The sequence below is a fragment of the Kibdelosporangium philippinense genome, assembly GCF_021390435.2.
Lineage (GTDB): Bacteria > Actinomycetota > Actinomycetes > Mycobacteriales > Pseudonocardiaceae > Kibdelosporangium > Kibdelosporangium philippinense.
Window position 1 is genome coordinate 2,234,993 of sequence record NZ_JAJVCN010000001.1, and the last position, 22,803, is coordinate 2,257,795.

Here is a 22,803-nt window from a genome sequence, read left to right on the forward strand (position 1 = left end):
CATGTCCCGGCCCTCCTCCCTGCGTTCGCTGACAGGGCTGCGGTTCGTCGCGGCCCTGCTGGTGTTCTTCTTCCACATCACGCTGTCTAACTCGCCGATCCCGCCGAACAACCCCGTCAACCCGTTCGCCGACGAAGCTCTCGCGGACTGGCTGGAGTGGCTGTTCAGCAAGGCCGGCTACCTCGGGTGTCGTTCTTCTTCGTACTGAGCGGCTTCGTGCTGACCTGGTCGGTCAAGCCGGGGGAGCGGATGCGCGCGTTCTGGCGCCGCAGGCAGCTCAAGATCTTCCCGAACCACCTGGTGATGTTCGCCGCGGCGATGATCCTGTTCGCTGCGGCGATGACACCGGCGTCCGGCTGGATCGCGAACATGTTCCTGCTGCACTCGTTCTCGCCGGACCCGACGGTCTACGTGAACGTCAACCCGCCATCGTGGACGCTGTGCAGCGAGCTGCTGTTCTACATGCTGTTCCCGTTGCTGCTCAAGCCGATCACCAAGATCGGCGCGAACAGGCTGTGGTTCTGCACCGGCATGATGATCCTCGGCATGGTCGCCGTGCAGGTGATCAACACGTTCCTGATCCCGGACTCGCCGAAGTCGCCGATCACCCCGGTCTCCGGGGCGCAGTTCTGGTTCGGCTACATCTTCCCGGTTCCCCGGCTGTTCGAGTTCGTCACCGGCATGCTGCTGGCCAGAGCGGTGATGGCGGGACGTTTTCCGGCGATCAACCCTCAGTTGTCGTTGCTGAGCATCCCGGTGGGTTACGCGGTCGCGTTGAACGTGCCGTTCATGTACGGCTTCGTCGTGGCCACGATCATCCCGATCTGCCTGGTGATCGGCGCATACGCGGTGGCTGACAGCGAGGGCCGTCGAACAGGTCTGCAAGGCCCGCGATGGCACTGGCTTGGCGAGATCTCGTTCGGTTTCTATATCTGCCAGGGTGTTGTCGTGTTCTACGGCCGGACTTTGCTGCCGTCGGACCCGTTCAGCAAGCCGGTCGCGATCGGTGTTTCGGTGCTGCTGTTCATCGCGACCCTGCTGGCGGGCTGGGCTCTCTACGCGCTGGTTGAGCGCCCGGTGATGCGCCGCTGGGCGCGTAGCAAGCCTCAGCGGGAGCCAGTTGCCCTCTGACCCCTCGTGAGTGGTTATGCGTGTTCTAGGGTCTGTTTCGAAAGTCATGGGAGCCACTCGTTGATCGCTGCGATGGTGACCGTGGTTTCGTAGCGAACGGCGAGCTTGTCGTATCTGGTGGCGACGGCTCGGTTTCGTTTGAGACGGTTGATCCCGCACTCGACAGCGTGCCGTTGCTTGTAGATCTCCTTGTCGAATGCGGGTGGTCGTCCTCCGTGTGAGCCCTTGTTCTTGCGGTTGCGGACCTGGTCGGCCTTGTCCGGGATGGTGCAGCGGATACCGCGCCTGCGCAGGTAGGCGCGGTTGGCGCGGGACCCGTAGGCTTTGTCGCCGAGCACCCGATTCGGGCGGCAGCGCGGCCGACCGCGATCCCGCCGGGGTACCCGGATACGGTCGAGCACCACCTGAAACTGGGGCGAGTCACCTCGCTGGCCAGCGGTGATCACGATTGATAAGGGCTTTTGTCCCTGCTCGACCGCCAGGTGAGTCTTGGTCGTCAACCCGCCTCGGGAGCGCCCCAGCCCGTGATCGGCCGGTTCGACCTCGACCCCGCCCGGAGACTCCTTCTGGAGATCCCCTTTTGACGCGCACCAGCCGCGTGCTGGTGCGCACGAGCCACCGTGGAGTCCACGCTGACATCCCAGGTGATCAGGCCCGCAGCGTCCGCGTCCGCCTGCAACGCGACCAGAATCCTCTTCCACGTGCCATCCCGTTGCCACCGCCGGAACAAGCCATACACCGTCTCCCACGGGCCGTAACGCTCCGGCAGATCCCGCCACGGCACACCGGTTCGAACCCGAAACCGGATCCCGTCAATAAGCTTCCGCTTCGCATGCTTCGGCGGCCTGCCAGGCTTCTTGCCCCTGGGCAGCAAGGGTTCCAGCTTCGCCCACTGCTCGTTGGTCAGATCACCACGCCCCACGAATCAAGATCATCTCAAACCTTGATCAACTTGTGAAACAGGCCCTAACGCGCATAACCACTCACGAGGTCTTACCTGCTAGACAACCTCCAGCCCGAGCACTATTCCGTCGAAGTCGAACTGGTTCTGGTCAACCGCGAGACGGCTCGGACCGCCGTTCTCGCTTGCCCATCCGGTGAACGCGGGCATGCCGTTGCCTTCACCGCGGTCGAACGTCTCGACGGAGAACCGCCAGTCGGTGAACCCGGCACCCGGTGGCAGCGGCCGGGTTTCGAGGAACACGCGGTACCGGTCCGGATCGAAGCCGTTGAAGTCGCTGATCCGCCCGGACTTCCCACCGCCGCCGCTGGCCCAGTCCGTGCACTGGACGGCACCGAGTTCCTTGCCGTTGTCGTCGGCCTGACCGCAGGCGCGGAAGTCGATGCCGGGGTTGAGCTGACCGCCGCCGAACGCGGCCCTGAGGTTGATGCGGATGGCGTCCGGGTCGAAGCAGTTCGCGTCACAGGCGAACAGCGAGGCACTGGGGCCGAAGTTGACGAACTTCGTACACTGTTCGGCGCCGAGTTCGGTGTTGCCGCCACCGTCAGCCAATTGGACACATAACGCGAAATTGGGCCGAGGCGTCGCACTTGCCGACGGCGCCAGCGTTACGGTCGCCGCAGTGGCGGCGAGCAAAACGGTGATCTTGTTGATCGAGCTACGCACAGAGTCTCCTTGTTGAAGGAATGTTCTTTCCAGGCACAGAGTTTCAAGCGGCCGACGCCGATAGCTACGTGACTTGGTGCGAATCTGGAGCGGTCGAACCAAGATCGACTTATCACTTTTCCGGTCAGAAATCCCGTCGGGCAAGTAGCCTCCTCATTGGGGTGGCAGCTGCCAGAGGGGAAAACCAAGTTATGGATGGCCTTTTCAAGCTGTTATGGGATCGGGTGGACACGAACGCGCGCCGGGCGGTCGACGTCTACACCAGCGAACTCGAGGATTTCCGCGCGGTGGCCCAAGAGCAGAGGGCCAAGGCATCGATGCTGGACTTCGCGGTGCTGTTGCGGCGAAGGGAAGTCGAGCTCGCGGCGGACGGAGCGTCCTTCACCGGCAAGGACCTGGCGATATTGGGCCAGTTCGGCGAAGAACGCGGGTCGCAGGGCATTTCGTTGAGCTCCCGCAGACGCGTCCTCGATCTGCACGACGTGTTGACCCTGCGAGAGATTCACGAAGCAGCAGGCTTCAACGAAACCCATCACGTCACGGAGATGATCGGCTGGCTGGCAGCTAACGGACTGGCTGGGCAAAGCGCGTACGCCCAAGGTTTCCTGAAAGGGCAGAAACGCTCGTTGCCGATCGTCAAGCGGGTTCAAGACCTGGCAGTGACCCTATTATCGGACGTTTCAGTCGTGCCAGGTTTCGCGGAAAGCCTGAATATGCGGGTGGCGGACCGATACGTGATCATGGTCGTAAGAATGTCCGGTACCCCGTTACCAGCAAGCAAAGAACGCGAGAAGGTCATCGGAGCCCTCTTGGAAAGCTATGCGGTGCCGATGATGTGGCGCGAACCCGACGAGCTCGTAGCACTGATCCCTTGTACCGACAGCGAAGCAGCAGAGGAACGTGCATTAGGCCTCGCCCGGGAGCTCGCGACATTGGTCGGACGGCCCTGTGCCCCTGGCGCGGCCACAGGTCGCGTGCACGCACTGGGCGACACAGTTGCGTTGGCGCGCCAGATCAGCCAGGTCGCGCCGGTTGAGGCCGTGCCGCGCCGCCTGCATCTTCTGGCCGATGCCTTCGTGGAACTCGGTGTCGTGCAAGTCCCGCAGGTTGACGAATGGCTGCATGGTCTCGCGCAGCGCCTGGAGAACGGCCCGGACCTGGTGGCGACGCTGGACGCGTTCTACCGTCACGACATGAACCGCCTGAACACCGCCGGAGCCTTGCACATCCACCCCAGGACACTCGACTACCGGTTCCGCCGGGTCCGTGAACTCGTCGGCATGGACCCTGGGTCGTTGCAAGGCGTCCGCGTGCTCAGTGCGGTCGTTGCCCGAGTACTCGCCGGTCGCTGGCACTAGGGCATTTCTACGGTTTTCGCCCGCCGGTAGGAGCGCCTAGCGTGACGAGGTCACAGCGAAAAAGGCGGTTTCCCAGTGGTAGTTCCCGCAGAATCGGAACATCGGTCCTCCCCGCTGACCCAGTGGGCAATCGGAGTCGTGATCGGCGCGGCGGTCGTCGGCCTGCTCTGGTTGGTAACCACGGACTTCAGCTCGCCCTCGGGCGCGGCCGGAGATGCGGCTGCCGCCTGCGCGGCGCTGGACCGTGTCGGCGACCTGAAACCCATGACAGGCCGAGCGGACCGACTCCCCGAAAGCAACTACACGCTCACAGCAGCAGATCGGCTCAGCGCAGCCAAAGCCTTGGCCCAAGCGGCAGCCCGCGACGACTCCACGTACAAGGTGTTCAGCGAGACGGTCGGGCGGGCCGACGAGCTGATCAACCGTAGGCTCCGGCTGACTACGGAGTCGATCGGTGAACTCGACCGTGCCCGCAACCAGTGCGCCAACTTCTGACCGTCTGACTGCGGGCCAAGTCATCTGGGAATCGCAGCGATGACGCTGTCAGCGAGTTCTTTGGCGTGGGCACAGGAAGTCTCGATCGGCTCGCCAGAGGGTCCGTTGTAGAGGGTGCCGAATCCCTGTGTCTCAGCGATGTCGACGATGTACTGGCACGATGTAAAGCTGCCGTCGGCACCGGTGCTCTGGATCCATTCGCCCGCGGGGTATCCCGCGACGGTGGTTGGCTTGATGCCGCTCCCGGGGCCGAACACCAGGGTGAGTGGCCTGGCATGCGGGTAGAAGCGGACCGCGGCCGCGGCGGTCAGCGGTGGCCCGGTCGTCAGTTGGCACTCGGCTTGGTCCCCGGCGTTGATGATGATCTTGCTGTGCGAGCTCTTGCGAGACCGCAGCCCGAGCCGAGAACTGAGATTGGCGGGCACGCCGGAGCACGGATCTGAGAGATATCGCGAGACGTCGAGCTGTGGTGCCGGGATTGGTGTTGTCGGCGTGGGGGCTGGCTCCGGCGGCCGGTCCGGAGTTGAGCAGGCCGTGACCGTCAGCATCACCAAGGTGCAGAGCCATGGCATGACCGGTCGTGCTGCGTCAACCATCGAGTCGCCTCCGAATTGGACTGTCCGGATTCACGATTCCGGCCGGTTTCTGGCTTTCCGTGATCTTGCGGTGTTCCGCCTCGACCTTCGGGCCGAATTGGTCAAGCGTACGGCCCAAGGCGGCAAGGTTCTGGTAACCGAAGGCCGGTGAGGTGATGTCGATGGCGGCCGGGATGGGTGCGAAGAGTTCGTTCTTTTCGCCGAGCAGATCTCGTTCGGCTTCTTGGATCTTGGTCATAGCACTGCGGATGATGTCCTTGTACGCCGTGTGGACCTGGTCGCGGCCGGACGCGTAAACCCCAGCGACCTCACCGAATTTCTCGCCATCCACCAAGAGTTGCATGCCACTGGACACGGCGCCGATCACCACACCCGCTGAGGCAGTGAACCAGGCACCACCTGTCGCGACGCCGAGAATCGCGGACACCACGCTCGCACCTACCGAGATCGCGATCTTGGTGTCGGCGTCGTCATGCTGCTTCAGCGCTTTGGCCACGGCGGCGCTGGTGGCATTGGCGAGTGCGACATAGTCCCGCCGTGCCTGAATCGACGCCGCGAGCAAAATGGCCAGCGATTCCACTGTTCGCATGAGGTAGGTCGCCTGTTGTCCGATGAACGCTTGGATCATCGATACCTGGCGTCGGAAGGCCAACGCGCCAGAGCCCTCCCAGTCTTGCACAGAGTAGTCGATCGCGCGGAACGCATCGACGATCTCCGCCGAGGTGTCCTGATTGAGTTCCCGTCCGACCTTTTGCATCCGCTGGTACTCATCGATGATCTTCTGCGGGTCGAGGCTCAGTACGATGTCGGCGTCGCCAAGCAGGCCGTGTAGCACGGCAGCGCCACCGCCACTGGGGTATACCTTGGGTGAACCGAGCCATTTGCCTCCTGGCTGCTCGTGGTTGAACAGGTCGATGAGTCGGCGCGCCGCACGATCAGCGGCGGACCGGACTTCGTCATCGCTCTTCCAGTCACCCATGGTCAGCCCTGCCCGTCGGCGCGCCGGTACAGCGCCACGATCGATTTCACCGCTTGAGCGGTCGCGTCGACGACCTCTGCCCCATGTTTCTGGCGTGCGGCGATCTCGTCGGTGAATCGGGCATATGTCACCTGGTAGGCGCCGACCTCCTCGAGCCTGCCGGGACCGCCAAGTCCTTCGTGTGACGTCAAGATCGGAAGTTGCACGGCCATGATGTCTCGAAGAGCTGGAAGTGCCTGGTCACCCACCCTTTGCAGCTCGTCGAGCGCTACCCGGAAACCGTCATCCATTGGGCCTCCCCACCCAGAGTCCAACCACCGATGATAGCCGGGCGACTACTGTGCGCAAGCGACATCGTCAAACCGCTGGACGCCCTGGCGGAGCGATGCGCCGGGAAAGTTTCCTGAACTGCTAGGACCCGTCTCCCTGGTCGGCTGGGATTCCGCGCCGCGACAATCTCGATCCTGAGGGTGATCACACGAAAGGGCCGAGATGCGAGTTCTGTTGGTCGACAACCAATCATCGACGCGCGCGAGCCTGGCCGGAGCGGGACTCGATGCAGAGTCGGCGGACATCGCAACGGCGGCACAGCAAGTGGCGGCCTTCCGCCCACAGGTACTGCTCCTAGGCGACCACCGAGCCCTCCGGTTCATCTCGGAACTGCGCGACCGGCACCCTGAAGTAAGGGTCATGGTGTTGTCGCAGACGCCACCTGCCGAGGTTCTGCTGACCTTCCGAGACGGCTATCACGACGAAGGCCTCGGGCGGCTCACGGCACGCGAGCAAGATGTGCTGCGTTGCCTGGCAAAGGCCTACGACAACGACGAGATAGCAGACGAGCTCGGCATTGCGGTACGCACCGTGAACCGGCATCTGGAAGCGATCCGCGGCAAGCTCGGAACTCGCCGCCGATCCCATCTCGTCCGTCTGGCCCGCACCGCGCACGCCTGCTAGCCGCGCAAAGGGATTGCCGAGTCCAGAATAGACAGCACGGTCGGAACCGCACTGTCCTTGGCATACAGCCGATCCCCGATGAACAAAACATCCAATGAGGACGAATCGAACGTCCGGTAGGCCTCGCTCGCCGACCGCGCAGTCGGCTGCCCCTTGACGTTCAGCGAGGTATTCATCAACACGCCAACCCCGGTCAGCCGCTCGAACTCATCAAGGATCCGCCAGAACCGAGGATGTTCGGCCGCATACACCTGCTGAACGCGCGCGGTGCCGTCGTCATGCACCACGGCAGGGATATCGGCGGCACGGTCCGGAAGCACCGGAACGGCCACTGTCATGTGCCGCATGTTCGTGCCAGCGGGAATGGAGAAGTACCTTGTCGCGCACTCGGATTTCACCGCGGGCGCCAATGGCCGGAAATCCTCCCGGAACTTCACGGCGGCATTGACTCGCTCACGCATCTCACGGCGCCGGGGGTCGGCGAGGATACTGCGATTGCCGAGCGCCCGAGGCCCGAACTCCAGCCGACCCTGCGCCCAGCCGACCACCAACCCTTCGCTGAGCAGGCGGGCGGCAACAGATTCAGCGTTGGCCACGGAGGCGCTGAAGTACGGCTGGTCGGTGGGAACCTGATCCGAATCCACATCGGGACCGAGGAAGGTCAGCGCCGGGTATCCGGCCGACGCCCGCAGCAAATCGGCGCCGGACAAAGCTGCCCCGACCGCAGTGCCCTCATCGCCTGCGGCGGGTTGGACATAAACGGCATCAACGACTCCGGAAGCAGCCAATTTCCCGATCGCCACGCAGTTGAGCGCGACCCCGCCAGCGAAGGCGACCCGCCGAACCCCAGTGCGAAAAACCCAATGGTCGACCAGATGAGTGATTGCCTGCTCCAACCTGCGCTGCGCGGCCGTGACCAAGTCGATGTGGGTCTGGGTCACGTCCCCATCGCGTCCCGGGCACCCCTGGGACGCAAGCCATTGCCTCGAGCCAGCAAAAGTCTCCTTGCTCACGCTGTCCCGATTCAGTTGCAGCACAGGCACTTCGAACCGGCCTTCAGCACGCAGCACGACCGCCTGCTCCATCGCGGAGGCGAAGCGCGACGGGTCCCCGGACGCAGCCAGAGCCATCACCTTGTACTCGTCGCTGTTCGGCCAGAAACCCAGGTGCAGGGTGAGCATGGCGTAGAACAACCCGAGGCTGCTACGGAAATCCAGCGCCGCGAGCCGGGTCAGCGTGCCTGATCGCCACAGATGCACGCTCACCGAATGCAATTCGCCCATTCCATCGAGCACCACCACCAATGCCTCGTCGAACCCACTTGGCACTGCGGCGGTCAAAGCGTGCGTGTGGTGATGGTCGACCGCACGCACAGCAAGGCCACTCAGTTCCGGAAAATGCTGGTGCAGCAAGGAAGTTTGCCGCTCTGGCGCGTAAACGGTGTCGTACCGGTGACGGCTCACCGGGTCCCCGAGCGAGAAAATCCGCGCCGGCCCATAATCGAAATTGTGCCGCACCTCGTCGATGTCCGAGACAGAAAGACCGGCGATACGTAGACACGAACGAATCGCATCCACAGGAAACCGATGGTCCGATTTGTCGCCGGAATACCGTTCCTGTTGGACAGCGGCGACCAGGTGGTCGTCCACGATCAAAGCGGCTGCCGAATCCAGTCCCTGGAACAGCCTGTTCTCCGCGGCGGTCAGTCCGGGGAAAGCGGCCTGTTTGAACTCGCCGGAGCCATCCAGCCCGCTGTAGCCGAGTATCACTGTCATCCGTTGTGCCCCTTCACTGTCCAAGCCGCGGTGGTAGCGGCGGAAACACTTGCGCGGGCGGCGCCAACCGCATCAAGCAGCGCTTCACGGTCGTCAACCAGATATGCCCGCAGCAGCAACGCGGAAGCTTCCACGCTGCAACGCGCCGCCCACAACCGCGGATCATCGACAGCGGTGACGGCGTCCAAAGGGGACAATGACGTGGATACCGCGACGGCCACGACGTCGTTGTCCTTGTGCGAGATCGATACCGTCACCGACGCGATTCCCAAACGCTGAGCGACGGCACTGGCTTCCCCGGTGAGCCGAGCCACCGGCGCGCCAGCTGAATCCGTTTCCAGTTCTATCTCCCTGGGTGCGACCCCAGCGAAAATGCCGGTTCCCAGCACCTTGAGTACCGCTTCTTTGGCAGCGAACCGACCAGTCAGGAATTCGGCGGCCCGCGTGGCCTGATAGCCGTCAGCGCGCTGCAATTCGCCTGGGGTGTATACGTATCGACGGAACCACGCGCGCTGCAGCAGCCGGTCCAATTCGCCGACACGAGCGAGATCGATGCCGATTCGCATATGGCTCATGCCTTTCCGGCCACACGCCGCCGAACCCGGGCACCACGCTCGGCAGTCTCAGCGAGAATGGCGTGGTGCTCGGCCCGTGTCTCGACCCACCAGTAGCAAGTGCGCTGGACGCCAACGGTGAAACAATGGTCCGGCGTGATCGCGTGAGCCCTAGATCGGTAGTACTCCTCGGTCCGCATCATCGTGTTGCCGGACAGCACCTCGTGCACGACGACGCGCAGGTTGAGCGAGTCGTAGATGTGGTCGTACATGGCAATGTGTGCGAGCAGCCCGAGCCTGCTCCGATGCCTGGGATCGACCATGACCGTCAGATCACAGCGCTGGCTGATCCAATCCAGTTTGGACAAACGAGCGAAGCCAACCAGATCACCGCCCCCGGTACCGATCCGGAAGAACAACCGGTCGGACGCCAGCCACTCCCTGACCCGCGCGCGCAGCTCGTCCGGTGCAGCGAGCACGCCCTCGTGGTTGATGTTGCTCTGCACCCGTTCGTCGAGGTAGATGGCGACCCATTCCTCGATGTCCGAGTCACGCATCGGCCGGATCTTCAGTCGCTTCATCCCGTCACCCCTATCCAGACGCGTTGGTCGTGATAGGCGCCGTCCTGGAACCGCGCTCCGCGCAAGACGCCAAGCAATCGCAGCCCAGCGTGTTCGAAGTGGACGGCCCGATCGTCGCGATTCGGCTCGTACCGCACGACTGTGCGCAGCCCCAAGTGGGTCGCGGACAGCTTCAGTGCTGTAGCGATCACGTCCGCGTAGCCGGTCGCGTCTGGCAATGCGACATCGATCGCGGCTTGGTAGACGTTGAGCGGAGTGATCCCGACCAACCCAGCCCGGCCGGGCACGGCGAACAGCCGCGTCTTGGCGCGCGCGAACCGAGCCGAGATCATCGGGATCGGTTCGACCAAGAGATCGCGCCCGAGAAAGGCCATCCCAGCATCGGCCAACTCGGCAAGCCGCGTCGCGATTTCGCTAGTGGAGCAGGGAATCAACCGTGGCTCACTCGACATCGAAGCACCGTCCCCAGATCGTTCCCGCACGTACAGCGCCGTCGAGCCACAGGTGTTGAGGAATCGTCACCTCGGCTTCGAATCCGTGCCGGACAACGACTTCAGCCTCGGCACTGAGGAGCCCGAATACCCGATGCAGCCGAAGCCGGTCTCGGGCGACGGCCACAGCCGCGCCGAGCACACCAGCCGGATCGGTGAGGGTAGCGACGCTCAGCCGGGCACTGCGGCACACGTGATCGATCTCGTCAAAGACCGCGATGCCAACTCCCGGTGCGACCAAGATCCTGCCCGCGTCAGGCAGCGGCGGCGCGAACGGGTTTGCCCCTGGCGAGTCGACACTCACCAGCAACGGCCCTCGCCACACCCGGGCGCACAGATCCGCGTATTCGTCGCGATAACCGACCAGCTCAAGCATCGGTCTCCTCGAAAAGCTTGCTGTAGTAACGGATCCCGTGGTGACCGCCCGCGACCGTCAGCGCCCCAGGAAGTGTGCCTTCCAGCTGAAGGCCGATTGCCTCAGCCAACTCGATCCCGCGTTGATCGACTTCACACACCTCGTGGGAGATCCGATGCACTGGCCGGAAGGTGATGAGCGCCCGTAGCGCCTCCTGAACCGCCGTGACCGCGTCCTCCAGCGGGCAGTCGCGGCTAAACCGAGCCTGCAGGCCGTAGTGCGTTCGATAGCCATCGTCCGGCAACGGCAACACGATCAGCCCGGCAGGTATCCCGTCCCTGCGGCACAACAAAGCCTGCGGGTCGATGAGGTCCTGAAGTTCTCTGTCGGACAACAGGTCCGGTATGAGGGTACAGAAGTAGAAATCCGGCTCGGTGAACAGCGGATAGCAGGGCGACGGGTCGTGGCCCACGGTTTCGAGGGTGATCACGTGGTACTCCTTCGCGTCACCAACCGGACGTAAAGCAGGACACCAGCGCAGTCGGGAATGTAAGCAATCGCCGTGAGCAGGATCAGTGTTTCCGCGTGCAATGGTTGGCCAAGCGCGGCGGCCACCACAAACAGGGCGCCGAAAAAGACCACATTGATCACGAGAGCACCCGCCGCATGCCCGGTCTGCTCCAAATAGGTCAGTGCCGCCAGAGCCAACCCGAACAACAGATACGACGGCCCGATGACAGCGAGATAGTCCGTAGTAGCCGCGCGCACGGCGGTGTCTGAGCTCAGGGCGTGCACAAGCGGAATCCTCAGCACCGCAACGCTCAAAGCGATGATCACGTAGGCGGGCAGGGCGATACGAACCAGGATCCTCAGACCTTCAAACTTGGCGCCTGACAAGGCGGTGGTAATCGCCGTCGCGGACCCGATCGCGATCGCGGGCACGACGAGGAACGCCTGGATCGCCTGCAACAGACCGAACCCCGCCACCTCAATCGGACCGGACCCACGCAGCAACCACAGCGAACCGAGAGAGCTCGCCGACAACACCAGAAACGAGGCCACAATAGGAAGCGCGACCGTGCGCAGCGGTTCCAGTACCGGCCGCCAGCTCCACCATGGAGCGAAACGAATGCCAGTACGCCGGACCATCAGCCACCCAACGACCCCAACCGGCACCGAACCGACCACGAAACCGATCGGCACACTCAACACCCCAGCACCCCACACCGCCTGAACACCGAAGATCGCACCGGCGATCAACACTGTCTGCGCGACTGCGATCCCAGCCGAATCCCGTGCCCGACCGAACCCACGCAAAACCGCACTAGCAAGAGCAGGAATGAGAGCAACGGCATTACCCAGTAGCATCGCGGACAAGAACGAACGGAGGTCGGCGGCGCTAGCGGCAGGCACGTTCAGAATCTCCTGCAGGAGGCCGCTCGCGCCAAAGACAATGACCGAAACCAGCACGAAGAACCCGCAACCGATAGCGGCTAATGCAGTCAAAGTCCCACTGACCGTCGCCAACTGGTCCTGCCGAAGTGCGGCCGATGCGGACACCTGGGCCGCGACTGTCAGCCCCTCACTGACGGCCAGACTCAGGAAGCCGAAGGGAATATAGATGGACTGCAGGTAAAGGGCGTGTCCGCCAAGATGACCGAGGAATGCAGGCGCCACGAGTTGCAGCGCCGCACCTGTGGCAGTCATCCCGACGACCAGACTCACCGCCATCGAGGCAGTACGGCGGACCATGGATGGCCGGTCGACGGTGACGATGGCGCTCATGCCGGACCCTCGCTGAGGTCTCGATCCCCGAGCGGACCGGTTGCCATCGAGGCGGTAACAGTGCCATTCATGCTGAACCTCCACTGAGATACAGCACTCCGACCATTTCCGCGGCCATCAACGTCCCGCCGGGACCGTCGAGCAGGAAGCTAGCCCCGCCCAACAGCCGCAGCAGCGCCCGGCCACCATGGACCAGCCTGCGAAAGATCATGGCGCGCACGCCACTGCTCAGCTCACCGCTCTCCAGCAAGCCACGCACCTGATCAACCAGCATGCCCGCGTCCGCGATCCCGGCCTGAACCAATTGACGGCTCAACAGCGGCCTGCCGTCGGAACTGCGGCGGCCGAGATCGTCGATGGCCTGTGCCAGCACGTCATCAAGCAAATCGACGTGCGCGGCCAGCAAACTCCTACAGAATACTTCGGACACCACCGGTTCGGCAGCACCGAACCGAACGCACGACACCCCAACGCTTTCGGTAACCGGCTGGTCCACAGGCGATCCGCCAGCCAGCAGATCCTGTGTGGCATAAGCATACCCGCCGGGACCGACAACAACCCCGCCAGCGGCCTGGTGCGCGCGATCGAGCAACACGGCGTAACTCACCGCAGATCCACCCGCACAGCATGGGCATCGCCGGTCCGGGGATCCACATCACACAGCAGGACATGGCGGTACTCACCTTGCCAGCGCTGATAATTCTCAGCCAAAGCAAGCCACACACTCGTGCAATAGGTCCCCGGCCCACAGCGATGCAAATCAAACCCGCGATCCGTGCATACCCAAGGCCCGGCGACCACGAGCGTGTCCGAGCACTGGTCGATCATGGCCGTGAGTTCTGCAGGCGTACCCGACCAAGGCCGCTGGAAATCCCCGTCGGCACGTTCAAAGACCAAAGCCACAGCCGTATCGGACAGCGGAGTATCGTGCACGAGAGGATCCCGATAAGGCAGCGTGGTCTGCTCCAACACCAAGATCAGCGCCTGATCACACTGGTACGCATCGGCCATACGCAAAGCTGTATAAGGCGCCTGCAAACCCTGCTCGGACAGCGCCATACTGCACGCCTGATCCCCAAACAGGTGATTCACATATGTAGCAACGGTCTTCAACGGATGAAGGTCCGGAATGGCGTACGCGAGCAGAATCAGATCTGGCTCATCAATGCCAAGATCCGCCACCACAGCCGAAGCCAGCTCGGGATAGCCGATACTTCGTCCCGAGGCCAACTGCGCCAAGTCCAGGGTGTGCCCGAATTGACCGAGCAGATCCGCGTAGTACTCGATCAGCTCGGCGTCGAACGGTGACGGATTGCGCCCAGTGGCCCGCAATCCGTTCGCCCGCGCCAAAGCAAGCGCCATCGACCTAGTTCCCGGAAAGCCGTCGGACGTACTCAGCCAACGATTCCACGGTCGTGAAGTCCTCTGCGCGCAGCTCGTCCGGATCCACCTCGATGTCGAGCGCGTCCTCGAGGGCCATCAGGAGTTCGAGGACCGAGGTGGAGTCCAGGTGCAGGTCCTCGAACAGCCGGGTGGTCTGGTCGAGCTCAGGCAGGTCGCGGTTCAGCACTTCGGTGAGCGCGGCCCTGATCGCCTCGACGGTATGGGTGGTGGTCATCGGATCTCCTTACTGACGTTCGATCAGAAGTTGGCGGCCGAGCAAGTCGTCGGCGGTGTCACGGTGCCGGACCAGATGCGCGACACCGTCACGGACCAGGACTTCGGCGGGATAGCCGTGGCTGAGGAACTGCACGGGCGACGCGGTCGGGCCATAAGCGCCAGACCGCTCCACGCCCAGCAAATCACCGATCGCGACAGGCGGAAGCTGGACACGCTTGCCCACAACGTCATTGGGAGTACATAGTGGACCGGTGATGGTGCACGGCTCCGTCGCTGCTTCGTCGGACCTGGTCAACGACCGAATAGGAAAGTTGCGTTTGACGTAACTGCCAACACCGACGGCGGCCATGTGATGGTTCGTGCCACCATCGGCGATCACGAAAGTCTCACCACGCGACTGCTTCACGTCACGCACCCGCACGACGTAAGTACCTGCCCGAGCGACCAGGTACCGCCCGAGTTCCATGATCAACCGTGTGTCTGGATGCGCCGCCACGAACTGCGCGACCACCTGGTTCAGTTCCGAGGCCAGCGCCTCGACGTCGAAATCCTTCTCGCTGTCGAAATAGGCGACGCCAAGACCGCCACCAACGTCCACAGTGTTCAGTTCGACACCGCACTCACGATGTAGTTCCTCGGCCATCCGTAGGATCTGGCTGGTGTTGTGTACGACATCGGCCGGATCGAGGAACCGCGTGCCCATGTACGCGTGCAGACCCCGCACCCGCACCCCAGGCAGATTGTCGGCCAGCGCGACCACCGCAGGCACCTGTTCCTCGTCAATACCGAACTGCCGAGGCTTGCCGCCCATCGACAACCCAGAACCCTTGGTGGTGAAAGACGGATTCACACGCAGCAGCACGTCCACCGGTGCCCGGTTCGCGACCAGCCGGTCGAGCCGAAGCAACTCGGATTCGGACTCCACCACGATCGCCCGGATTCCCGCGTCGACGCAGGCCCGCAGTTCATCGTCGCTCTTACCCGGCCCAAGGAAAATGGTGGACTCCGGACCCGCTCCCGCGCTCGCCGCGGTACGCAGTTCGATGTCGGAGGAAACCTCGGCGCCAGCCCCAAGCGCGACCAGTTCGGCGCAGACGCTCACATTCGGGTTGGCCTTGAGGGAGAAGTACAACTCCAACGCCGGATGCAGCAATCGCCGCAGCGTCGTATACGTCTCGGTCAGCACATCCCCGTCATAGAGATACAGCGGGGTGCCGAACTCCTCGGCGATCGCCGAAATCGGCAGGCCCTGCACGGATAGCTCGGTCATCATGCTCCTTCGGCCAAGTCGTCGAGTGCTTGGTTCGCCGCGTCCGCGAGGGCGGTGACGGCGGCGCGGTCAGGGCCGATCGCGAGGGTGTAGAGCCTGCCCTCGAACGGCGCGGAATCACCGGCCATGGCATTCACCGTGCCGAAGCACGTCACCACGACGCCGCCCGCACTCAGGTCCATGATCAGCAGATCGCCGAGGGCCTCCCGTACGGCGGCGAACTCGAGTGGGGCGGACAACCGGAGCACGTGGCGCCGGGCCAGCGACGCGGGAAGCCGGTCGAACGTCTCCAACACGGCGCCCTGATAGGTCGACATGTTGAACCGGGCGTTGATCTCCAGCACCGGATAGACGACCTCGTCCGTGGTCACCACCGCGTCAACACCGGCGACACCCCAGAACCCGTCCCGGTGCAGGGCCGCACCGACGGTGTGCGCGGCCTTTTCGATCTCGGCCAGCTGATCGGAGTCCAGCTGGGCCGGGCTGACGTGACCGAGGTGCACCCCGTCGCGCGTCAACGCCTCTTTGACAAAGTCGAGCCGGACCGCGCCACCAGGGTCCACGGTCAGCTGGTAGTTGAGGTCGGCCCGTTTCGGCAGCCACCGCTCAACCACCACGTGCAGCCGATCGTCACTACGCCGCGCGGCACGCCGGACCACCTGGCGTACCAGTCGGTCCGCGGTACGCGGATCATCAACCAGGACAAGGCCTTTGCCGGAAACGCCGTACGCATCCTTAACGACAACAGGCGATTCACGGGTGCATTCCGGTCCGAGCGCGGCCATCAACTCGGTGAACTCCGAGACAGTCTCGCAGCACCACCCAGGCACGGCACGCAGACCCGAGGTCTCCACCAGACGCCTGCTGTAGATTTTGCTATTCACCGCGATCACGGTTTCGAGGTCGGGCGCGGCCAACGGCATTCCGGTCGCCTTGGCGAGCCGTACCTCCAGATCCGACACGCCCATCGGCATCAGCTGGACGCCCCGAGCCGCCAGATCCCGCAGGACAGGGGAGTTCATGGCCTTGGCGGCAGTCGACTCGCCGGGTCCATCGGCGATCAGCACGGTCGGTAGCGTGAGCCCGAGCTCGCCGACGTACTGCACATAGCCCGGATCAAGCGGGTGCTGGAGGATGAGGAAGTCGTCCGGTCCGGCCAGCAGCGCGCCCAGTTCCTCCATCCGGGTCACGAGCGGGCCGGTCATCGAGAACGGCGCTGCGGGCAGGCCAACGAATCCCGTCGACCAATGCTGCTCGACCTCGAAGTTGCACACGAACACAAGCGGGGTACGCGAATCGCCGGTCAGGCTGCGCTTCAGGGCTTTCAGGTACTTGGTTCTCACTGCTCACCCCGCTGCAGCACCATCGCAACATAGGTGGCGCCGAGCCCAACCGCGGTTAGCACGTAGAAGCCGCCGTCGGCCAGACGGCCCTGGTCACGCAGGTGGGTGTAGTTCAGGAACGGGTCGCTGCAGAAGCAGTGGCCGTACTCCGCGATGTTGTCGAGGAAGACGTCGTCCGCGCTGATCCCGAGCAACTCGATCACCCGGCGCCACGATGATCTGTTCACGTTGTGCGGCACGATCATTGCCACGTCGGACAGGGCCAACCCGGCGTCGGCCAGCGCAGCCAACACGGTCTCGGCCAGTCGCTTCGGATACTCCGCACCGAACTGCTGCACGAGCTCCTGGTCGAGCCGGATCCCGTCGGAGTAGCGCCCGTCGGTGGCCGACGCGTAGGAGATCACGTGATCGCCGTTGCCGGACAGGCTGATCAGGCAGGCCGCGGACGCGTCACCGGAAATCGCGGTGTTGGGAATCAGCTGTGCCATGGGAGAGAAGGCCTTCTCCCCGGTGACCACGAGTGCCAGCGCGCCGGGCTCATCGGCGGCCAGAAGCTGGCCAGCGGCGACGATCGCGGCAAGGCCGCTGGCACAGTTCTGCTGGGTCAACGCGAACGCTAGGGCGTCCGGCAGTGCCAACCGGGCGCGGAGCTCGCTCGCGGTGTCCACATAGGATGGAGCGACTTCCTGGATCGTGTGGCTGTAGATCAGGTAGCGAATCCGGCGCGGGTCGTCCACGCTGTCGACCAGCCGGGCCGCAGGTTCCGCGATCAGGTCGAGGACGCTGGTGCCCTCGCTGGTCCTGAGGCGGTCGAAGCCGTGGATGCGCTGAAACAGCTTGAGTTTCGGCCGCGACAGCCGCAGCCGATCGGCGATGCTGTCGATGGCGATGACCTTGTCCGGCGTATGACTGGTGACGGACTCGATCGTGAGCCGCGCGACGACCAATGCTCCCCCCTGTCCGGAATATGCGATGTTTTCGGCATTCGCGGATTTCAGTTCACTGTAGGCAAATGGCCGAGGTGGCTACCACGTCCACATTTACCCACTGCCTTATCGGGCAGTCTCGGGTGATTAATTCAGGAACAGCCGCATTCCCGGCGGCATGCCGCCGTTCACGTGGATCGTCTGTCCCGTGATGAATGAGGCGTCTTCACTGGCGAGAAAGGCGAGAACCGCGGCCACGTCGTCAGGTCGCCCGACCCGGCGCACTGGCGTGGCCGAGGCAACGGACGCCTGAAGTTCCTCGAAGTCGTGCCCGACGCGGGCAGCGGCGGCCACTGTCATCGGGGTGACGACGAACCCGGGCGCGACCGCGTTGACCGTGATGCCGAACGGGCCAAGGTCGATGGCCAGCGCCTTGGTCATCCCTTCGAGCCCCGCTTTCGTTGCCGCGTAGTTGGCCTGCTCACGGTTTCCGGCCGCGGAGATGCTGGAGAGGTTGAGAATCCTGCCCCAACGGGCCTTCACCATGTACTTGTGCGCCGCACGCGTGCACAGGAAAGCCCCACGCAGATTGACCGACTGCACGCTGTCCCAGTCGTCGACCGACATGGTCAACAGCGCGCTGTCCCTGGTGATGGCCGCGTTGTTGACCAGGATGTGCACGCCGCCGAACTCCTCGGCGGTCGTCCGTACCATCGCCTTGACCTGCGCCGGATCGGTCACGTCACACACCGCGGCACGGGCCCGGCCGCCCGCGTCAACGATGTCGGCCGCCAGGCGTTGGACACCCGCCTCGTCAATATCGGCCAAAGTGACCGCGGTTCCCGCACGAGCCAGTCGTATGGCTGTCGCTGACCCGATCCCGCCCGCCGCGCCGGTGACGACAGCTACTCGCATCACCAAGCCACCGGGACGGCCGTGACACCGAAGACTATTCCTTGGCGCACAGGCACTTCCGCGATCGGAACAGTCAGCCGCAGCGTCGGAAACCGTTCGAACAGCCGCTGCAGTGCGACTTCGATGTCCATCCTGGCCAGGTTGTGCCCGATGCACTGGTGGACACCGATCCCGAAGGACAAATGGTTGCGGCGCTGACGGCTCAGATCCAGCTCGTTCGGACGCTCGAACACGGCAGGGTCGCGGTTCGCCGCGGGATTGAGCAGCACCACGCCCTCTCCGGCTTTGATGACCACGCCCGCGATCTCGATATCCGCGGTCGCGATCCGCACTGTTCCGCCTGTCAACGACAGGAACCGCAGCAGTTCCTCGACCGCGTTCGTCCACGGCACCACACCCGTGCGCAGCTGTTCCAGCTCGCTGTCATGGGTCAGCAAGGTGGGCACGGCCAGCGCGATCGTGCTGACGGTAACCTCCTGCCCGGCGACGATGAGGACCGTGGCGGAGTCGATGTACTCCGCTTCGGACATGGTCCCGGCCGCGACCTGGGCGATCAGATCGTCCAGCAACCCGTCGCCCGGCTCCTTGCTGGTCAGCAGCTCGCGCAGGTACTCCGCCAGTGGCGCGATCGGGTCGAAGTAGTGGTACATCAACTCGTGCAACCGGGTCCGCTGATCATCAGGGATGCCCAGCAGGAGCGCCATACCCGCGGTCACGAGCGGCTTGATGTAGGACTCGACCAGTTCCGCGGACCCATCCGGCGCCACCCTGTCGAGCAGAGCGTCCGCTGTGGCTTCCAGTGCCGGTCGCCTCGACTTGATCTTCCGGAGCGCGAAGCTGCGGGCCAGGGCGCGCCGCTGTTCGGTGTGCTGCGGGGGATCGGTGCGCAGCAGCGTCCGCATGGCACTGTGCTGTTGCGGGCGCCGCAGCGCCACAACCCGCGTCAGCGCAGGGAATCCGGCGTGGTCCCGATCGACCGAGAGACGTGGGTCGCTGAGCAGCGTACGCATCTCGGCGTGGCCGGTGACCGCCCAGACGGCCGTCCCGTCGAAGGTGCTGACCCGCGTCAATGGCCCGCTGTCCCGCAGCTGTTCGTACGCATTGGGCGGGTGATACGGGCATTCCCTGGAAAACGGCAATTCGGGCAGCGAAACGGTGGAATCTTGCACGTCTCTCCCCATGATCCGAGTGTCACCGCCGCTTGCCGGTCACGTCAATAAAGCCGGTCATTCTTGGGTAATTGTGACCACGGTATGGGTATTTCTGGACGTACCCCCGATTGCCGCGATTTTCTATACTCGGCGCAATTCTCGGATTGCGGGGCGGTGCATGACTGATCTCGATGTGCTCGACCGTCACTGCGTGGCGATCGCCCGCGACCTGCGTGAACCAGGACTGATGCTGGACGCGGACCCCGACGCGATCACCCAGTGCCTGAACCTGCCCGCGGTGGAACTCAACCAGGCCATGTTCATCCCGCCCGAGTACACCGACCGGACGTATCGAGTGGACGGTCACCCGATCCCAGGCGGTTCCTGCCGTTCCGGGGTGGTGGTGATGGATCGGCTGTCCTACGGCGATCCCGGCGTGCTGCTCGCCGCCCCCGGGCCGAGCCTGTCGGGGCTGGCGGTGAACGCGGTCGGCGACGCTGAGCAGCGCGGCCGATACTTCGAGCGGTTCGCCAAGGAACCGACGTGGACCTTCTTCGCGCTGACCGAGCACGGCAAAGGGTCGGCAGCGCTGGAACTCCAAACCCAGCTGCACCCGGCCGGGCCGGAGGAATACCTGCTGCACGGCGACAAGCGCTACATCGGCAACGGCGCGAGCGCGCAGATCGGCGTGGTGTTCTGCCGCCGTGCGCCCGGGCCGTTCGGGATCGAGGCGGTGCTGATTGATACTGCCGCGCCGGGATTCAGCGGGCGGCGCCTGCCCACGGTCGGCCTGGCCGGAGTCCGCACCGGCGAACTCGCATTCCGTGGCGTGCGCGTGACTCCGGAGATGATCCTCGGCGCCGACCGTAAACCGAGTCGTCGCGGAGTTCATGGCATACGGGAAACGATGCTGCGCTACCGGCCCTTGCTGACCGCGATGGCGGTCGGAGTGGCAGACGCGGTGGTGGATTACGTACGTGCTCAGCGAAGGCGACTGTCCACTTGTGACACCGCGAGGGTTGACGAGCTGGCCGGGCGCGTCCACCTGGCGAGGGCGCGGGTGCGTGAGGTGGCGGCTGCCGTGGATGCCGGACAACCCGACCTCCCCGGCACCTCGTCCGCCAAGTTGACGGCCGTGCGACTGGCCGAGGAGGCCACCCTGCTCGCCGTCGAACTGCTGGGCGCTACTGCACTTCTGGAACATCCCTGGCTGGCCAAGACGTACCGGGACGTTCGGGCGTTCGAATTCATGGACGGCGTCGGCGATATTCACCGGCTGCTGGTCTTTCAGGGCCTGCTGCGGCGATCGCCCGTGCTTTCGCCCTGAGCAGCTTGGTTGCTGTGGCTCGGTTCGGTTTCCAGCCTGGTTGCTTTGCTTTGTTGCTGTTCCATCGTGGTTGCTGTGGCTGTGTTCCTGTTCCAGCGTTTCGGTGGTCACCGCGGCTCGATTGACATGGGAACCCCGCGCGGCAATGCCACTGACTTAAGAGAGCTCTCGCACTTCAGCGGTGTCCTGCGGGCGTGGGGCGCGAGGTTGATCTTGAGAGGCGCGGAACGCGAGTGGTCCAGCCCGCAAGCACGGCGTACCCGCGCCACCGATGGACGGGACTGGCCACAGTGGCCTTCATGCAGGCTCGCCACGGTCCGCGAGGGGAACCTTTGGCGCGTTGGACGCCGCGAAGGTGACCTTCACGGCACCAACCCGGGTAACAGGAGTGACGCGCGGGGTACGTGAGACTGATGTGACGATCGATCGTCCATTGTGGACATCAACGCCACGGACAATCGACCCTGCGCCGCTTGCGACCAGCCAGAATGCTTAAGTCAGTGGCATTGCCGCGCGGGGTTCCCATGTCAAATCGAGCCGCGGCGACCACCGAAACGCTGGAACAGGAACACAGCCACAGCAACCAAGCTGGAACCGGAACAAAGCAAAGCAACCAAGCTGGAAACCGAACCGAGCCACAGCAGGCAGCAATCGAATGAAGGCGTGGCCAGGCTGGGGCAACGCCACCCCGGTCGTCAACGCGCCAGCAGATATTGCCAACCATCGTCAGCGGTGGGTGTTCCACGAAGTCGTCTTCCCCTGAGACTGCGTAGAGTTGTTTGGTGATGTTGGGATGGAATGGCTGCGTCAACGGCCGTGACGTAGGCGGATTGCCCACGTCCGATGGCCAGACGATCCGCTTCGGCGCGCTGCTCAGATCCGACAGTCACAGCCGCTTGACCACAGCCGGAATAGCGACTGTGCGCGCCGCGGGGATCAGTCGGATATTCGACCTCCGATGGGCACAGGAGATCGCGCAGGAGCCCAGCCCATTCGCCGACGATCCGATGTACAGCAACGCCCCACTGATCGCCGAGCTGGCAGTCCAAGGCACCACCATGCCGGACGCCTACCGAACCATGCTCGACACCAACCAACGTCAAATCACCGACGTGTTCATTCAGCTGGCTGACGCACCACCCGGTCCACTCGCGGTGCACTGCAGTGCTGGGCGCGACCGCACGGGCGTACTCGTGGCGCTCGCGCTCAGCGTTGCAGGCGTGCCACCCACCTCGATCGCCGCGGACTATGCGCTCACGGAGGGCTGCAGCGGCGACACAATCCTCCGAACGCTGACCCACTTGGAAAACCAACATGGCGGCGCACACGCCTACCTGCTGGCGGGCGGAGCGAGCCACGCCCAACTCAGGCAGGTACGCGACCGCCTGCTGTCGTAGAAGGGCGCAAGCAGCATTAGGCAAGTAGCCGAGACGATCTTGATAGCCTGTTCGCCTGAGCGTGGTTTTCCTGGAAGTACAGAGCCGAAATGCTTCAGGGAGAACAACGATGAAGTACCGCGCACTCGGCCGGACCGGCATCAAGGTCAGCCCGTAGGCCACCGAAGCCGGGC

At 64.0% G+C, this 22,803-nt stretch carries 27 protein-coding genes; 7 read left to right on the forward strand and 20 right to left on the reverse strand.

Annotated elements, in window-relative coordinates:
• The first annotated feature begins 1 nt into the window (after position 1).
• Together LWC34_RS10180 and LWC34_RS10185 are read left to right on the forward strand one after the other, a co-directional pair.
• Positions 2 to 208 carry a hypothetical protein gene (locus LWC34_RS10180; RefSeq protein WP_233724750.1) on the forward strand — a complete coding sequence of 69 codons (207 nt, stop codon included), beginning with the start codon at positions 2 to 4 and terminating at the stop codon, positions 206 to 208.
• On the forward strand, positions 187 to 1,131 hold the full coding sequence (locus LWC34_RS10185; protein ID WP_233724751.1) for an acyltransferase family protein: 945 nt from the start codon (positions 187 to 189) through the stop codon (positions 1,129 to 1,131). Before LWC34_RS10180 ends, LWC34_RS10185 begins: the two co-directional genes overlap by 22 nt.
• Positions 1,132 to 1,175: 44 nt before the next feature.
• On the opposite strand, the gene LWC34_RS10190 is transcribed toward LWC34_RS10185, so the two are convergent.
• Positions 1,176 to 2,053, reverse strand: a protein-coding gene (locus tag LWC34_RS10190; protein ID WP_417448663.1) for an IS5 family transposase whose coding sequence is annotated in 2 segments (ribosomal slippage) — positions 1,176 to 1,660 and positions 1,660 to 2,053 — 879 coding nt in all. Because the reading frame shifts where the segments join, the coding sequence is not laid out codon by codon here.
• A gap of 78 nt (positions 2,054 to 2,131) precedes the next feature.
• Positions 2,132 to 2,758: a hypothetical protein gene (locus tag LWC34_RS10195; protein WP_233724752.1), complete on the reverse strand. Its 627-nt coding sequence runs from the start codon at positions 2,756 to 2,758 to the stop codon at positions 2,132 to 2,134.
• 191 nt (positions 2,759 to 2,949) lie between these two features.
• Here LWC34_RS10195 and LWC34_RS10200 point away from each other — a divergent pair, with 191 nt between their 5' ends.
• Together LWC34_RS10200 and LWC34_RS10205 are read left to right on the forward strand one after the other, a co-directional pair.
• Entirely contained in the window at positions 2,950 to 4,116 is a 1,167-nt protein-coding gene (locus tag LWC34_RS10200; RefSeq protein WP_233724753.1) for a PucR family transcriptional regulator, read from the forward strand.
• Positions 4,117 to 4,191: 75 nt separating this feature from the next.
• A complete protein-coding gene (locus LWC34_RS10205) occupies positions 4,192 to 4,611 on the forward strand; it encodes a hypothetical protein (protein WP_233724754.1) in 420 nt (139 codons plus the stop codon).
• 20 nt (positions 4,612 to 4,631) lie between these two features.
• On the opposite strand, the gene LWC34_RS10210 is transcribed toward LWC34_RS10205, so the two are convergent.
• Genes LWC34_RS10210 through LWC34_RS10220 form a run of 3 tightly spaced genes read right to left on the reverse strand, consistent with a single transcriptional unit; the run spans position 4,632 to position 6,476 of the window.
• Positions 4,632 to 5,207 carry a DUF3558 family protein gene (locus LWC34_RS10210; protein ID WP_233724755.1) on the reverse strand — a complete coding sequence of 192 codons (576 nt, stop codon included), beginning with the start codon at positions 5,205 to 5,207 and terminating at the stop codon, positions 4,632 to 4,634.
• Positions 5,200 to 6,186, reverse strand: a complete 987-nt coding sequence (locus tag LWC34_RS10215; RefSeq protein WP_233724756.1) for a hypothetical protein — start codon at positions 6,184 to 6,186, stop codon at positions 5,200 to 5,202. The genes LWC34_RS10210 and LWC34_RS10215 overlap by 8 nt, the downstream gene beginning before the upstream one ends.
• Positions 6,187 to 6,188: 2 nt before the next feature.
• Positions 6,189 to 6,476, reverse strand: coding sequence for a hypothetical protein (locus tag LWC34_RS10220; RefSeq protein WP_233724757.1), 288 nt, complete (start codon positions 6,474 to 6,476; stop codon positions 6,189 to 6,191).
• A gap of 202 nt (positions 6,477 to 6,678) precedes the next feature.
• Between LWC34_RS10220 and LWC34_RS10225 the strand changes: the two genes are divergently transcribed.
• Positions 6,679 to 7,140: a response regulator transcription factor gene (locus tag LWC34_RS10225; RefSeq protein ID WP_233724758.1), complete on the forward strand. Its 462-nt coding sequence runs from the start codon at positions 6,679 to 6,681 to the stop codon at positions 7,138 to 7,140.
• On the opposite strand, the gene LWC34_RS10230 is transcribed toward LWC34_RS10225, so the two are convergent.
• The 15 genes from LWC34_RS10230 to LWC34_RS10300 all read right to left on the reverse strand — a co-directional run bounded on the left by LWC34_RS10230 (position 7,137) and on the right by LWC34_RS10300 (position 19,936).
• The gene (locus tag LWC34_RS10230; RefSeq protein ID WP_233724759.1) at positions 7,137 to 8,915 is read right to left on the reverse strand and encodes a carbamoyltransferase family protein; all 1,779 of its coding nucleotides are present in this window, start codon (positions 8,913 to 8,915) and stop codon (positions 7,137 to 7,139) included. The genes LWC34_RS10225 and LWC34_RS10230 overlap by 4 nt on opposite strands.
• A complete protein-coding gene (gene acpS, locus LWC34_RS10235; protein WP_233724760.1) occupies positions 8,912 to 9,481 on the reverse strand; it encodes a holo-ACP synthase in 570 nt (189 codons plus the stop codon). Before acpS ends, LWC34_RS10230 begins: the two co-directional genes overlap by 4 nt.
• Positions 9,482 to 9,486: 5 nt before the next feature.
• Positions 9,487 to 10,050: a GNAT family N-acetyltransferase gene (locus LWC34_RS10240; protein WP_233724761.1), complete on the reverse strand. Its 564-nt coding sequence runs from the start codon at positions 10,048 to 10,050 to the stop codon at positions 9,487 to 9,489.
• Positions 10,047 to 10,502: a hypothetical protein gene (locus LWC34_RS10245; RefSeq protein ID WP_233724762.1), complete on the reverse strand. Its 456-nt coding sequence runs from the start codon at positions 10,500 to 10,502 to the stop codon at positions 10,047 to 10,049. The genes LWC34_RS10240 and LWC34_RS10245 overlap by 4 nt, the downstream gene beginning before the upstream one ends.
• Positions 10,492 to 10,917 carry a hypothetical protein gene (locus LWC34_RS10250; protein ID WP_233724763.1) on the reverse strand — a complete coding sequence of 142 codons (426 nt, stop codon included), beginning with the start codon at positions 10,915 to 10,917 and terminating at the stop codon, positions 10,492 to 10,494. Before LWC34_RS10250 ends, LWC34_RS10245 begins: the two co-directional genes overlap by 11 nt.
• Positions 10,910 to 11,386, reverse strand: a complete 477-nt coding sequence (locus LWC34_RS10255) for a GNAT family N-acetyltransferase (protein WP_233724764.1) — start codon at positions 11,384 to 11,386, stop codon at positions 10,910 to 10,912. The genes LWC34_RS10250 and LWC34_RS10255 overlap by 8 nt, the downstream gene beginning before the upstream one ends.
• On the reverse strand, positions 11,383 to 12,681 hold the full coding sequence (locus LWC34_RS10260; RefSeq protein ID WP_233724765.1) for an MATE family efflux transporter: 1,299 nt from the start codon (positions 12,679 to 12,681) through the stop codon (positions 11,383 to 11,385). Before LWC34_RS10260 ends, LWC34_RS10255 begins: the two co-directional genes overlap by 4 nt.
• Before the next feature lie 67 nt (positions 12,682 to 12,748).
• On the reverse strand, positions 12,749 to 13,288 hold the full coding sequence (locus tag LWC34_RS10265) for a hypothetical protein (RefSeq protein WP_233724766.1): 540 nt from the start codon (positions 13,286 to 13,288) through the stop codon (positions 12,749 to 12,751).
• On the reverse strand, positions 13,285 to 14,043 hold the full coding sequence (locus LWC34_RS10270; protein WP_233724767.1) for a hypothetical protein: 759 nt from the start codon (positions 14,041 to 14,043) through the stop codon (positions 13,285 to 13,287). The genes LWC34_RS10265 and LWC34_RS10270 overlap by 4 nt, the downstream gene beginning before the upstream one ends.
• A 4-nt stretch (positions 14,044 to 14,047) precedes the next feature.
• Positions 14,048 to 14,299: an acyl carrier protein gene (locus tag LWC34_RS10275; RefSeq protein WP_233724768.1), complete on the reverse strand. Its 252-nt coding sequence runs from the start codon at positions 14,297 to 14,299 to the stop codon at positions 14,048 to 14,050.
• Positions 14,300 to 14,308: 9 nt separating this feature from the next.
• On the reverse strand, positions 14,309 to 15,571 hold the full coding sequence (gene lysA, locus LWC34_RS10280) for a diaminopimelate decarboxylase (RefSeq protein ID WP_233724769.1): 1,263 nt from the start codon (positions 15,569 to 15,571) through the stop codon (positions 14,309 to 14,311).
• Positions 15,571 to 16,914, reverse strand: a complete 1,344-nt coding sequence (locus LWC34_RS10285) for a preATP grasp domain-containing protein (protein ID WP_233724770.1) — start codon at positions 16,912 to 16,914, stop codon at positions 15,571 to 15,573. The genes lysA and LWC34_RS10285 overlap by 1 nt, the downstream gene beginning before the upstream one ends.
• The gene (locus LWC34_RS10290) at positions 16,911 to 17,861 is read right to left on the reverse strand and encodes a ketoacyl-ACP synthase III family protein (protein ID WP_233724771.1); all 951 of its coding nucleotides are present in this window, start codon (positions 17,859 to 17,861) and stop codon (positions 16,911 to 16,913) included. The genes LWC34_RS10285 and LWC34_RS10290 overlap by 4 nt, the downstream gene beginning before the upstream one ends.
• Before the next feature lie 126 nt (positions 17,862 to 17,987).
• Positions 17,988 to 18,755, reverse strand: a complete 768-nt coding sequence (gene fabG, locus LWC34_RS10295; RefSeq protein WP_233724772.1) for a 3-oxoacyl-ACP reductase FabG — start codon at positions 18,753 to 18,755, stop codon at positions 17,988 to 17,990.
• A complete protein-coding gene (locus LWC34_RS10300) occupies positions 18,755 to 19,936 on the reverse strand; it encodes a cytochrome P450 (protein ID WP_250109438.1) in 1,182 nt (393 codons plus the stop codon). The genes fabG and LWC34_RS10300 overlap by 1 nt, the downstream gene beginning before the upstream one ends.
• A gap of 148 nt (positions 19,937 to 20,084) precedes the next feature.
• On the opposite strand from LWC34_RS10300, the gene LWC34_RS10305 reads away from it, so the two are divergent.
• A complete protein-coding gene (locus tag LWC34_RS10305) occupies positions 20,085 to 21,233 on the forward strand; it encodes an acyl-CoA dehydrogenase family protein (protein ID WP_233724774.1) in 1,149 nt (382 codons plus the stop codon).
• 785 nt (positions 21,234 to 22,018) lie between these two features.
• Positions 22,019 to 22,630: a tyrosine-protein phosphatase gene (locus LWC34_RS10310; protein ID WP_233726402.1), complete on the forward strand. Its 612-nt coding sequence runs from the start codon at positions 22,019 to 22,021 to the stop codon at positions 22,628 to 22,630.
• Positions 22,631 to 22,803: the final 173 nt, after the last annotated feature.